Raw genomic sequence first — 13,145 nt, forward strand, 5'->3', positions numbered from 1 at the left:
CGTTGAACATGCAAAAAGCATTGCGCGGCGACGATTTCGCAGCAATCTTGATTCTTTCAATCAATATCAACCGCCCCGTCCAGACGGGCTGGCGTCAGGGTTTTCCTGAGTTCGCGGCTGCGCCGTTCGCGCGCCGGCACGGCATCGCGCATGGCAGAGGATATGGTCGGAATCGGTCGATCATCCGGTCGCTCAATGCCGCGCGGACATGTTGATCGAACCAATCAATATTGACCCGCGCCGACTGCGCTTCGTAGCCTGTGTTCCGTTTTTCGACCCAAGGACGAGACCATGCCTGACAACAATCGCACCCGCCTGTTGGTTGCGCGACGCATTCCCGCCGCAGTCGCCGCACGCGCAGAATCCGAATTCAACGCGTATATAACGGACGCCGACATGGACGCGCCGTCCGTCGTCGAGTTCTGCAACCGCTACGAGACGCCGGCGGTGCTGATCGGCAAGAAATCGGGGCTGCAGGCTGAGCACATCGCAGCATTGCCGCCGAGCGTGAAGATCATCGCGAACGCGAGCGCCGGGTACGACCACATGGATGTCGCCGCCGCACGCGCACGCGGAATCGCGGTCAGCAACGCCCCCGATGCGCTGACCGACTGCACGGCCGATTTCACGATGCTGCTGGTGCTGGCCGCGTGCCGGCGTGCATCGGAGTACGAGCGAATCGTGCGCGCGGGGTGGGGAAAGTCGTTCGGCATGACCGACATGCTCGGCACGCGCGTGAACGGCAAGATGCTCGGAATCGTCGGTTTCGGGCGGATCGGCCGGGCGGTCGCGCAGCGCGCGCGCGGCTTCGGGATGAAGATCGTCTATACCGACCGGCGTCCCGCACCGCCCGAGATCGAGGCCGGTGCACGCTATTGCGCGGATCTCGACACGCTGCTCCCGCAGTGCGACATCCTCACGCTGCACGTGCCCGGCGGCGGCACGCCGTTGATGACCCGCCGCGAATTCGGCTTACTGCGCGCCGGTGCGGTATTCGTGAATGCGGCACGCGGCAGTCTCGTCGACGAGGATGCGCTTTACGATGCGTTGACGTCGCATCGGCTGTTCGCCGCGGGGCTCGACGTTTACCGGAACGAACCCAACATCGATCCGCGCTTTGCCGCGCTCGACAATGTGTTTCTGTCGCCGCACATGGCGAGCGCGACCATCGAGACGCGCGACCAGATGGGGTTTACCGCGCTCGACAACGTCGCGGCGGTGCTTGACGGGAAGGGGGCGCCGAACGCGCTGTGATGACGGCGGGCGAGAGCGCTCGCCCATGCCGGGGTGTCCGATGACGGAACCCCCGGCTTCACACGCGTCGTTACTTCAACACTCCCTCCGCCACCAGCACCGCATGCGTGGCCTCGAACGCGCTGAGACGATGCGGGATACGCGAGGTGATGACTGTGAAATGTACGGGACGCGTCAAGTCTTGTCGGTGCGTTGCAAGCGGCCGACGTCTAAACCAGGAGCGGCCTCTTGAGGCGCTCCCGAGGCCATCTCTGCAAACAAAGTCAGCCAAAGTTGTGGCGGTAGGGGGAGCCGATAGTGTCGGCAGGCCATAACCACGATCGGCCAATGCCCTAGCCGAATAGCTGATAGCGAATCGAACGCAGTATCCCGTTCACACTCGGTACGCACGAAGTCGAGAGTCGCATTCGCCTCCTCGGTCACAGGTATGTGCGAAAGGGCGGCTCCATGATGCCCCCGGCCCGAATACAGCAACGAGTCAGAATCGCTCCCAGGGAGCCAGAGTTGGAAATTGCAGTGTGCTAAGTGTTTTTGCTTGAACGCGGCAATTTGGTCGCTTACCTCTTTGTTGCCAACCGCGTTCGCCCATAGAGCGAGTGTCGGTAGCAGGACGCTGGCCTCAGTCGCTGAGGTTCGGTGCTCATCGGTGGTCTTTCCCGGATGTTCAACGAGTTCCCAATAATCGCTCGCGCTGGTCGGATAGCCAATGCGATTGTGATAGTTGAAGATCAGACGGTCTGTGATTCCCTTAAGCCAATCGCTGATCGTCGGACTAAACGGCGCGCGACAAGCAAACAGAGTTAGGGCGGTTGAAATGTCTATAACTTGCGCGTCCGCGATAGGCGAAAGGAGAACTTGGTTGTTCGAGATCATTGCCACCAGCTCTTGCATGCGCTCATCAAGGCTCGCGCTAACGTCATCAGGGAGCCGGGCAGGCAAATGACCTGAACCACTGTGCCTCCAGGCTTCCCAGAGCGCGCGCTGCGCTGTTCGACCCAATACTTCAAAAAGCTTCAAATTAACGTCAACAGCGACATGCGAACTAACAGCACTGGCGATCGCGTGGCGCGCACCCACATGTGGCCGCAGCTTTGCACGATAAAACTCGTCCCAAATGCCAAAATGAAGTTCAATCAAACTGTTGAGAATGAGGCTGGCATCGGTCGCTTGCGCCGTTGGCGCTTCAATAATCTCGTGGAGGTATTGCCACATCTCGAGTACGGAGAATTCGCTGGCGATGTAAGCGGCGTCGATATTACCAGCCTCTCGAGCCCAACCGTATAGAATCCAAAGACAGATATTGACGAGACGCGCCCGAGCTAATCTCTCGGCGCCCTTTATGTTGCTGTCCTTGACAATGTCGTTCACCAGCGCCCGAAAATGCTCAATCGAAATGTCCGGCTCCTCGACCATGGCGGCGGATTTTCTTAGGTGAGCGCGTAGAGGTGCCGGAAGAATTTCTTCTCGAAGTAGTCCAGAAAGGATAAGTTCTGCGAGCTTGTCGCCGTTCCACTGTTCGTACTTAATGCGCCCGGTCTCGTTCCGCTTGATGTAGCCCGTGACTTCCGCGCGTACTTGTTCGTCGATATCGCCTCCGAAACACAAGCAAATCACAATTGGTAGCGTTTGGTACTCGGCCGGAATCCGTGAGTCCACGTAGTGGTCGATAATTTCATCGAGAGATGGGCGCAAACTTTGTGGCGAGGCGGAATTCCACTCACTTCGCGTGAGATTGCCTGACTTCACAGAGAACAGATAGACTTTCCGGGCCCCGTCCTCGCCAGTCCCGAGAGCCGCGATGTCGACGCCATATTGACGGGTGCCGCGTGAAGGTCGCGAATAGACTTGGAAGCCGAGCTCGGTCAGCATATCGGGAAGCACCGCGTCGAGTTCGTTGCGCTCGCGCAGCGAAGCGAGATATTCCTTAATTATAAGCTTCATTATTGGCGGCGCTCAGATCTAAATACGAAGAGTTGATGCTCGAGCTCCGTTGGGTCGAATATTGACATACGTGGCAACTCGCTTCGGTGGCTGATAGTGTGCATGTCAATTTCGGAGCGTTGAGAGTTTCCAGAAAGATCAGTGATGTAGTTGATCGACCGGCGGCCGTACAGAATTACAGAGCGGGAGGCGAGTGTCCGAAAAATGGATTTTTCCTCCATCGCTTTGTACGCTGCGTCCATTGCTTGTTGTCTTTGATGGCGCTCGATGAAGCGCTGTCGTTCTGACGGTGCGAGCTCGTTCACAACTTCTACTTTGTTGAGGGCGGAGAGATATTGTTCCAGTCGAGACAGTGCATCGTTGACATGCTGCAGCCCGGGGTGCTCGCCCCGTTCCTTCACTTGACCGAGATACTCGGCAACGGACCCCGAGAAGTTGAGTAACAGAGGGTCGAACAATAGCTCGGCTATTTCTTTCGCGTCATCGTCCTGACAGGTTTTAAGAATGCACATCAAGAGCGACGCTGCGGTGATGGGATAAATGAAGAGATACCCGACAACCTTCCGTGCAAGGTAGGCCGCGCTTGCACTTGATTGCGACGGGACGTCAACATCGAAGATTGGTGGTTCATTGTTATACATCGTGCCAACAACCTCTTGCGCTGCATTGCGAAGCGCGTAGCTCTCAGAGCCTAACCACGCAAGCAGCAGCATCCCTGCGCTGTTTTCGTTCTTTGTGTACTCGCGAAAGAAGCTCCCGAACTGCGTAGCGGAAACCTTGCCTTTACCACGTTCGATGAAGTGTCTAACCAGCGCTTCGGCTTGTTCAGATTTTCCACGCTGCGCAAGTGTGTACGCGACGAAATCGAGACCGCGAACGGACTCGACGTCCGATGGTGAGATTGCATAACACGTGACCAGTAAGGCCTGTTGCACACTTTCGTGCGCATTCTTGCCCTTATGCACAATCATCTGCGCTGCCTGGCTGTGCGTGAGCTTGCCTCCGGCAACTCGCGTGCGATCGATGATCTTCACGACAGTTTCGACGGCAATCTCAGGTGCCCGTGAATGGAGGTTGACGGTTGCTGCGAGCGCTGCGGCAAGCAGTTCATCGTCTTCCATGTGATCAACGGACTCGAGTACAGCATCCAAGATAGAAATGGCGAGGTCGGGATCGACTTCAAGATGAATTGCGCTAAGAGCGATGAAAGACGCACGCCGATAGTCGACTTCTGCGCGATTGAGCCAGTCGATAATTCGTGAGATAACGTCGGGCAGAGAATGAAGTGCCCCTGCTTGCAGCGCAACCGTCAAGAACAGGAGTTTGTGGGCTGGATAGTTTGGTACCAGGTCAAGTATTTCTTGCTCTCGCTTGTTCTTCGAGCACCAGTCTCGAAGGCCATTCAAATCGACCGTTGCACTCGCGTCGCGACCACCAATAGTCATCAGTGATCCTATGGCGTCCATGACGTTTTTCGTATCCGCAACTAGCTCCGGGAGTACTTGGCCAAAAAACTGCTGGAACTGGAACATCTCGTAAGGATCTGCTTTATCGACCCTTATGAATGACAGAACAGACAGAAAATCTAAAATTCCAGCGTTGTGGAGTTTGACGACTGCGGCGATAACGTCCCCCTGTCCATATGATTCAGCTTCGCCCAAGCGTGGAACGAGTAATGATAGGAGCGTTTTGCTTTTGTACCGCTCGATAATGTCGTGTTCGAGAGAGTTCGTCATCACGGACCTTGAACGTAAACAAGCGTCAATATCATGAGACGCTTCAGAGCCATTCGATGTTCGATGCAGCCCAGAATGGGTGCTCTTCATGATACGGCATCAGGTACGCTGAAAGGGAGAATCGCTCGTCATGCTGGCAACGTACGAGGTTGAGTGTCCGCGTTTGGACTTGAAACTGACTTTTGACGAATCATTTCGAAAGGCGTCAATGGGTCTCAGAGTCGTTCGCGGCGCGCCAGAATGGCCATTCGCTGTCTCGTATAGCTCCTGACGTTGGGCTAATGCGCAAGCAGGATAGTGGAACTATTCTCGCCAGCGATGTTGCGTGCGTTCGTGGCTGCGCCGCGCTAGGTTAAAGCGATGCACCGCCGCACATGACGATCTGTTGGCCGGTGATTGCGCTTGCATCAGGGCTCAGCAAAAAGCCGGTCAGCGCGGCGACTTCCTCGGGCGTGATGAATCGCCCGATCGGTGGACGCTTCGGGGGTGTTGCCGCGCGCGCCGGATCGCGCAGGAACGGCGTGTTCGTTGCACCGGGCGCGACGACGTTGACGGTGATGCCCTTCGGCGCGAGTTCGGCCGCCCACGATCGAGCGAGGCCCACCAGCGCGGATTTGGTCGCCGCGTACTGGCTGCGCGTGGCCGCGCCGTTGGCGGTGCGGCTGCCCAGCAGCACGATGCGTCCGCCGGCCGGCATCCGTGGCACCAGGCGATCGGCGAGAAACGTCGCGGCTTCGACGTGCAGCCGCCACATCGCCGCGCCGTCGTCGTGCGACAGCTGGCCGAGCGGCGCGGTGCGCATGAAGCCGGCCGCATGCACGAGCGCGTCGACCGCGCCCAGCGCGTCGCACACAGGCGCGAGTGCCACGAAGTCGGTGACGTCGACCGGCACGATCGTCAGCGAATCGTGCGCCGTTTCGACATGCGACCGGCACAGTCCGGTGATGCGCCAGCCGTCGGCGAGCAGCCGCTCGACGATTGCGCGGCCGATTCCCGACGACGCACCGGTGACGACGGCATGACGTGAAACCGAACCCGACTGCTCCCGTTGCGCCACGATCTCTCCCGTTACGTTTGAACCTGCGGTGAACTGCCGGAGGCGGTCGCCGGTTTTGTGCCGACTGCGTGAACCGTGACCCGCGCCTGCGCATGAAACGGTTCGAGTTGCTCGTGCAGCGCGCCGTCATCCGTCACGAGCGTCCAGTCGCGCTCGAGGGGCGTCCAGTGTTGCTGGCTTGCGCGCCCGAGCTTGTCCGCCGTCACGAGCACGAAGACCTCGGCGGCCTGCCGCATCACGCACTCCTTCAGATACGACTGCTCGCTGCTTGCCTCGCACAAGCCCAGTTCAGCGACCACGCCATCGGCGCCTAGGAAGGCCTTGTCGACGCTCAACCGGCTCAGCGCGATCTGCGCGAGCGGCCCGAGCGTGCTCATGCTGGACGACCGCACGTCGCCGCCGATTACCGTCACCGGCACGCCCGACGACGCGAGCGGACTCACGACGAGCAGGTTGTTGGTGACCACGTGCACGTCCGTCCGTCCGGCAAGCAGGCGCGCGAGCGCCGCCGTCGTGGTGCCGCCGTCGAGGAACACGGTGTCGCCGGCTTCGACGAACGCGCTCGCCGCGTGCGCGATCGCTTCCTTCTGCTCCTGCGAGCTGATGCGCCGTTCCTCGAGCGACGCCTCCGGCTCGTGGCCGCCCACCGCGGCGGCACCGCCGTACGTGCGAAGAATGCGGCGGTCGCTCGCCAGCGCCCGCAGGTCCCGGCGCACCGTCGCCTCCGACATCCCGAAGTGCTCGCACAACGTCGCTACGTCCGTCATGCCACCGAGCACGGCCTGCAGCATCGCCTCCCGGCGCCTGGTCACTTTCATGTGCGTGAATTCCTGGTCTGATCGAATGGGCGCGCTGGTCCGCGCCTTGCGACCGACAAGTTTATCCAATTGCCGCAGTGACTGGCCAGTTGCCGAGGCGGGCATCATCGACCACGAACCCACGCTTCGTCGACGCGCACGTACTTGATCTTCTGACGGAACCACGTGAACGCGATGTGCAATGCGCCGTCCTGCGACTGCACGATCGACGGATACGAGTATTCGCGGTTGCGCTGGTCCGCCGAGTTGTTCGTCATGCAGTACCCGTCGCCGATCTCGAGGTTGCGGCGGCGCCGCCACGTCCTGCCGCCGTCCTCCGAGATGGCCAGCGACATCGGCGCACGCGGCGCGCCCCAGAACGCGGTGCCGCGTGCGGACGCCTTCTGGTCGCGCAGCTCGCCGCTGTTCTCCGAATCCTCGATGTCGTCGTACAGCGACGCACGGCGCTCCGTGCTGTGCGACGCGTCGCTTTCGTTGAACACGAGCGCGAGATGGCCGTTCTGCAGTACCGTGAACTGGATCGACGAGTTGTTGTTCGGCACGTCGGTGCGTTCGGGCGCGCTCCACGTGCGGCCGTCCGTCGAGCGGCTCGCGTAGACGAAGTCGGCCCAGCGGCTGCGGTAGAGGGCGAGCAGCGATCCATCGTGCAGCACGTGAACGTTCATGTGCACGCACCCGACGCTGTCCGGCACCTCGTGCAGCGTCCACGTGTCGCCCTGGTCGTCGGACACCATGACCGCGCTGACGTCGTCGTTGCCGACCCAGCGCTCGCCGGGCTCCGTGCGGCACAGGAAGATCGGGCAAATCCACGTGCCGCTGTCGAGCGCGACGATCGGCTGGCGCACGAACGTCCCCGGCCGGTCGAACAGCGTTTCGACGGGGCCCCACGTGAGGCCGCCGTCCGTCGACACGCGGCGGCGCACGATCGCGGTGTTCTGATGGCCGGACAACTGCGCGGTATAGATCAGCCACAGGCGGCCGTCGGGCGCGGTGAACAGCACCGGGTTCTGTTCGGAGCGGGTCGGGTCGTCCGACAGCTTGCGCGGCGTCGACCATTCGTTCGTCCCGGCCGCAAGCCGCGACAGGTAGATCGACACGTCGGGAATGCCTTCCTGCGTCCCGCCGAACCACGCGCACAGCAGGTCGCCGTTGTCGAGGCAGTGCAGGTTGGCCGCGTGGTTCTGCACGCAGGCGGTGGGCAGAAACGCTTCTTGCCGTTCCGCGTCGGCATAGGCGGTGCGAACGCAATGATCCGGCGCGGCACTCGCCGCTTCAACGAGGTGGGTGCTCATGAAATCTCTCTGGGTGGGCGACGTCAGTGCGATTCGCGATGCGTGAGCGGCTTGTCGTGAAGGTTCGCGCCATCGCCATGAAACAGCAGCTTGCCGATCACCAGTACGATGGCCGGCGTCACGAGCGCGACGTACATGTTGTCGATGCCGAACGGGTTGCCGAGCAGGTACCACAACGTCGTCGCGAGCGTTGCCACGATCAGGGCCGACACGGCGCCGCGCTTGCCGCTGAAGAACGGCAGATAGATGCCGATCAGCGCGACGACCGACACGGACAGCCGCAACGCGCGGCTGAAGAACGACAGCGCGAGGATCTGCGGGACGAACAGCACGAAGATCAGCGGCAGGAAGCCGACGATCAGCGAGATCCAGCGCGTCATTCTCAGTTCGACGTCGGGCGTCGGATTGAAACGCGGTACATAGAAGTCCTTCACGATCAGCGACGCGATCGCGAGCGCGACGGTACACACGCTGACGAAGATCGATGCAACGAGCGACGTCGTGACGATGCCGGCCAGGATCGGGTTCATGTGCTGCAGGAACACCGGCAGTGCGTACAGGCTCTTGACGCCGGGATACAGGTACTTGGCCGCGACGCCGATGAAGCCGAGCGCGAGTGCGATCGGTACGCACAGGAACGCGGCGATCAGCGACGACGCGCGCGCACCCTCGGGGCTGCGGGTGGCCGAGATCGCCTGGATGATGAACTGCGTCGAGAAGATCGCGCCGGCCGTGCCGATGATCCATGCGCCGATCGTGCCGCCCGACAACGCGCCGGTCCACGTGAAGTAGTGTGCGGGCATGCTCTGCGCCATCGGCGCGATGCCGCCCGACAGCTTCCACGCAACGCCGACCAGGATGGCGATGCCGAGCAGCTTCACGGCGCTGTGCACGACCGTCAGGTACGCGACGCTCTTGAGGCCGCCCCACACGAAATAGATGGTGCTGACGATCGCGGTGATGACGGCGGCCGTCGGCAGGTTGATGCGCATGACCGTCGAGATCGCCGCCGCACCGCTCACGTAGTTGCCGACGTTCACGAGGAACAGCGCGTAGATCATGATCGCGGAGACGGCGAGTTTTGCGCCGTGTCCGTATCGCTGCGCGATGAATCCGGAAATGGTGAACTCACCGGATGCATACAGGCGCTTGGCCATGAACAGGCCGAAGAGCAGGAAGCCGATGGCGGCCGCGAGCACCGACCACGACGCGGCGATGCCGGCCGAAAATGCCTCCTGCGACGTACCGACGGTCGATTTCGCGCCGATGAATTCCGACATCAGCAGGATCGCAACCACCAGCGCGGGCATCGAACGCCCGGCCACCATGAACTGCTCGGAATTGCGGCTGCGCAGGCGAATGCTGATCAAGCTGGTTATCACGATGTAGACGACAACCATCCCGATGATGGTGGCTGTGTCCCAATAACTGAAGGTGGCCATCGCTTGTCTCCACGTTACCTTCGGTTGATGTGCGTTCGATGCGTCGGGCGATCCGGCATGTGCCTGCCGGTATCGCCCGCCGGTGATGCGTGTCGTTGCGTACGGGCCGCTTACGCGGCGCTGGCGACCGGCGACGGCTCGTTGCGTCGCGTCGCGAGATCCACGGCCTGGCGGAACGCTTCCAGCAGGCTGCGTTCGTCGGCGATGCCCTTGCCGGCGATGTCGAACGCGGTGCCGTGATCGACGGACGTGCGGATCACGGGCAGGCCGACCGTCACGTTCACGCCGGCTTCGAGGCCCATCACCTTCACCGGACCGTGTCCCTGGTCGTGATACATCGCGACGACCACGTCGAAATCGCCACGGCCCGCGCGGAAGAACAGCGTGTCGGCCGGCAGCGGGCCTTCGACGTCCCAGCCGCGCGCCTGCAGGACTTCGACCGCAGGCACGATCTTCTCTTCCTCCTCGCCGTAGCCGAACAGGCCGTTCTCGCCGGCATGCGGATTGATCCCGCAGACGCCGATGCGCGGATTCGCGATGCCGGCGCGCACCAGCGTGTCGTGTGCGCGTTCGATCGTGCGTTGCACGAGGCCCGGCTCGATCTTGCGGATCGCATCGAGCAGACCCATGTGCGTCGTCACGTGGATCACGCGAAGATTGGGCGCGACGAGCATCATCGACACCTCGTCGATGCCGGTCAGATGCGCGAGCATTTCGGTGTGGCCGGGGAAGATATGGCCGCCGGCATGCAGCGCTTCCTTGTTCAGCGGCGCGGTGCAGATTGCGTCGAGCTCGCCGTTCGACGTCAGTTCGACGGTGCGCGCGATGTATTGATACGCGGCGTCTCCGGCGATCGGCGACAGCTTTCCATAAGGCAGGTCGGCCGGAATCAGCGCGAGGTCGATACAATCGACGACGCCTACGCGGAACGCGCCTTCGGACGGCCGGCCGATCGCGCGCACCTCGAGATCGACACCGGCCCGGCGGCCGGCATCGCGCAGGCGCGCGGCGTCGCCGACGACCACGGGGCGGCACTGCTCGTACACGGACGCATGAGCGAGGCTCTTCATGATGATTTCCGGTCCGACGCCGGCCGCGTCGCCCATGGTGATGCCGATGATGGGACGGTTGTCCATGGCAATTCCCTTCACAGATTGGTTTGAGCCGTATCGGCCGGTTTGCCTGCGTTCGCAAGCCGGCGCCAGGCGTGATAGATCGAATCGGGGCGGCCGAAACCGCCGGCCTTGGTCACGACGGGCAGTGTGTTGCCGTGCAATCGGCATTCGAGAAGCGGCATGCCGTCCTCGATTTCGTCGACGACGTGCAGCGCGCTCGCGCCGGCCGCGGTGAGCAGCGCGCGCGCCGTTTCGCCGCCGGTCGCGATGATGCCGCCGGCGTGGCGCACGACCGGCGCGAGCAACGCGGCGAGACGCGTGCAGAACAGCAGTCCGTCGTTCACGTCGCCGCGCTGTGCCTGGCTCAGCGACACGACGACATGCCGGCCGCGACGCAGCGCGTCGCCGACCACGGCCGTGACGTCGCTTTGCGGGTCGTCCAGCGCGGAGACCGCGACTTCGAACGCAACGAGATGCGTGCCGGCGTGCGCGTTGAGACAGTCCAGCTGCGCATGCGAGATGCTCGACATGCTGCCCACCACCGTCAGCACGGGCCGTTGCGGATACGAATGCGGATCGCCGGCCGCCGGGCTGCTCACGCTGCGCGGCAGGTCCAGTGCGTCGATGACGGCGGGCGCCAGGCCGGCCGAGCCGACCCAGAAGACGTGGTCGAGCGTTGCCGATGCGCGCGCGATGCGTTGCAGATCGTCGTCGGATTCTGCGTCGCACACGACCGCTTGCACCCCTTCGGACTGCAGCTCGCGCAGATGTGCGGCGAGCGCGTCCGCATTGCCGCGCACCGTGCCGATCGCCGCGTATGCGACACGCAGATGCTCGGCGGACAGCAATGCAACGAGGTCGGCTTTGCCCGGGATGTTGTCGTTGCGCCAGTATTCGCTCACTTCCACCGGCACGCCACGCACCCATTGGCGCCCGTCCACGGTCGTGCGTCCGGATTCCGGGTAGGCCGGGCACACGATCGCCATGCCGATGCGTGATGCCAGCGCGGCGACTTCCGCCGCGAAATTGCCGCGCAGCGTCGAGTCCACTTTCTTGTAGATGCGCGTGCCGGCGCCTGACAGCGACGCCACGGCATCGACGGTGCGCCGGGCGGCCACGTCCTTCGGCGCGCGGCGCGAGTCCACGTCGATCGACAGGATGTCGACGCCGTGCGGCGGCGTCGCCGCGTGGGCGGTGTCGAGCACGACCATTGCCGTCAGGCCGTGACGCAACCCGGCGACCGCGCAGTCGGCCGCACCGGACAGGTCGTCGGCGACGATCAGGAGCCGTGCCGCGGGCTGTGCGGGCGCGTTCACGGCAGCAGGCGCCGGTAGATGGACTTCATGTCGTCGAGCGTCAGCGCCTTCGGGTTGTTGCCGAGCAGGCGCTTGACCTTCGATGCGGCGACCGCGAGCGCGTCGAGATGTTCTTCCGACACGCCGAATTTGCGCAGGTCCTGCGGAATATCGACGGCCGCGGTCCATTCCTCGATCTTGTCGATCAGCTTGCGTGCCGCGTCGGCATCCGTGTCGGCTTTCGCCACGAGACCGAGGGCGCGCGCTACGTTCGACAGCCGGCCTTCGATCGCATCGAGATTGAACGCCATCACATGCGGCAGCAGCATCGCGTTCGCGACGCCGTGCGTGACGTTGAACATCCCGCCGAGCGGGTATGCGAGCGCGTGCACGGCTGCGGTGCCGGCCGCGGTGAGCGCGAGGCCGCCATACATCGAGCCGAGCATCATCCCTTCGCGCGCCTTCAGCGACTGGCCGTTTTCATAGGCTTCGACGATGTTCGCGCCGATCAGGCGCATCGACTCCATCGCGTACATGTCGCTGATCGGGTTCGCCTTCGTCGAGATGTACGATTCGAGCGCATGCACGAACGCATCCATGCCGGTCGCGGCCGTGATCGGTTTCGGCAGGCCGAGCGTCAGTTCCGCATCGAGAATGACGATTTGCGCCAACAGGTGACGGCTGACGATGCCGACCTTCAACGATTCGTCCGGCAGCGTCACGATCGCGTTCGGCGTGACCTCGGAGCCGGTGCCGGCCGTCGTCGGCACCAGGATCATTGGCACGCCGGGGCGCTTGATCAGATCGATGCCGAGCCAGTTCCGCAGCGGCTCGTCGTTGGTGAGCCGGACGGCGAACAGTTTCGCCGCATCGAGCACGCTGCCGCCGCCGATCGACAGAATCGCCTGCGGCGCGAACGGCGCGATCTGCTCGTTGAACACCGTCTCGACGTTGCCGATGGTCGGTTCCGGCTCGACGCCGCGAATGATGCGCACGTCGATGTCCTTCGCGTTGAGCGATTCGATCACGCGATCGACGACGCCGAGCGCTTCCATCGACGGTTGCGTGATCAGCGCGATCCGCTCGACCGGTGTATCGAGCAGCGCGAGCTTGTCGGGCAGCGTGGCGAGGCTGCCGGCGCCGTGGACGATGTGCTTGACTGTCTGGAGGTGTTGAGTCGTCATGCTGAGACCTG

At 62.7% G+C, this 13,145-nt stretch carries 11 protein-coding genes; 2 read left to right on the forward strand and 9 right to left on the reverse strand.

The window, feature by feature from the left end; translation table 11 throughout:
• The first annotated feature begins 8 nt into the window (after positions 1-8).
• Positions 9-215 carry a hypothetical protein gene (locus DIE17_RS13785; RefSeq protein WP_124921003.1) on the forward strand — a complete coding sequence of 69 codons (207 nt, stop codon included), beginning with the start codon at positions 9-11 and terminating at the stop codon, positions 213-215.
• A gap of 76 nt (positions 216-291) precedes the next feature.
• Positions 292-1,254, forward strand: coding sequence for a 2-hydroxyacid dehydrogenase (locus DIE17_RS13790; RefSeq protein ID WP_124921004.1), 963 nt, complete (start codon positions 292-294; stop codon positions 1,252-1,254).
• 174 nt (positions 1,255-1,428) lie between these two features.
• On the opposite strand, the gene DIE17_RS13795 is transcribed toward DIE17_RS13790, so the two are convergent.
• From DIE17_RS13795 to DIE17_RS13835, 9 genes are all read right to left on the reverse strand, one after another.
• Positions 1,429-3,195 carry a chemotaxis protein gene (locus DIE17_RS13795; RefSeq protein ID WP_124921005.1) on the reverse strand — a complete coding sequence of 589 codons (1,767 nt, stop codon included), beginning with the start codon at positions 3,193-3,195 and terminating at the stop codon, positions 1,429-1,431.
• Positions 3,195-4,931 (reverse strand): hypothetical protein, encoded by a 1,737-nt coding sequence (locus tag DIE17_RS13800; RefSeq protein WP_124921006.1) that lies wholly within the window; start codon positions 4,929-4,931, stop codon positions 3,195-3,197. The genes DIE17_RS13795 and DIE17_RS13800 overlap by 1 nt, the downstream gene beginning before the upstream one ends.
• A 352-nt stretch (positions 4,932-5,283) precedes the next feature.
• Positions 5,284-5,988 carry an SDR family NAD(P)-dependent oxidoreductase gene (locus tag DIE17_RS13805; protein ID WP_124921007.1) on the reverse strand — a complete coding sequence of 235 codons (705 nt, stop codon included), beginning with the start codon at positions 5,986-5,988 and terminating at the stop codon, positions 5,284-5,286.
• A gap of 11 nt (positions 5,989-5,999) precedes the next feature.
• Positions 6,000-6,806, reverse strand: coding sequence for a DeoR/GlpR family DNA-binding transcription regulator (locus tag DIE17_RS13810; protein WP_124523035.1), 807 nt, complete (start codon positions 6,804-6,806; stop codon positions 6,000-6,002).
• 104 nt (positions 6,807-6,910) lie between these two features.
• On the reverse strand, positions 6,911-8,098 hold the full coding sequence (locus DIE17_RS13815; RefSeq protein ID WP_124921008.1) for an exo-alpha-sialidase: 1,188 nt from the start codon (positions 8,096-8,098) through the stop codon (positions 6,911-6,913).
• A 23-nt stretch (positions 8,099-8,121) separates the two neighbouring features.
• Positions 8,122-9,540, reverse strand: a complete 1,419-nt coding sequence (locus tag DIE17_RS13820; protein WP_124646553.1) for a sodium:solute symporter family protein — start codon at positions 9,538-9,540, stop codon at positions 8,122-8,124.
• A gap of 110 nt (positions 9,541-9,650) precedes the next feature.
• The gene (gene pdxA, locus DIE17_RS13825; RefSeq protein WP_059541763.1) at positions 9,651-10,676 is read right to left on the reverse strand and encodes a 4-hydroxythreonine-4-phosphate dehydrogenase PdxA; all 1,026 of its coding nucleotides are present in this window, start codon (positions 10,674-10,676) and stop codon (positions 9,651-9,653) included.
• Between the two features lie 11 nt (positions 10,677-10,687).
• Positions 10,688-11,971 carry a four-carbon acid sugar kinase family protein gene (locus DIE17_RS13830; protein WP_124921009.1) on the reverse strand — a complete coding sequence of 428 codons (1,284 nt, stop codon included), beginning with the start codon at positions 11,969-11,971 and terminating at the stop codon, positions 10,688-10,690.
• Complete coding sequence (locus tag DIE17_RS13835; RefSeq protein ID WP_124921010.1) at positions 11,968-13,134, reverse strand: iron-containing alcohol dehydrogenase; 1,167 nt, start codon at positions 13,132-13,134, stop codon at positions 11,968-11,970. The genes DIE17_RS13830 and DIE17_RS13835 overlap by 4 nt, the downstream gene beginning before the upstream one ends.
• Positions 13,135-13,145 lie beyond the last annotated feature (11 nt).

The sequence above is a fragment of the Burkholderia sp. Bp9099 genome (assembly GCF_003857805.1).
Taxonomy (GTDB): domain Bacteria; phylum Pseudomonadota; class Gammaproteobacteria; order Burkholderiales; family Burkholderiaceae; genus Burkholderia.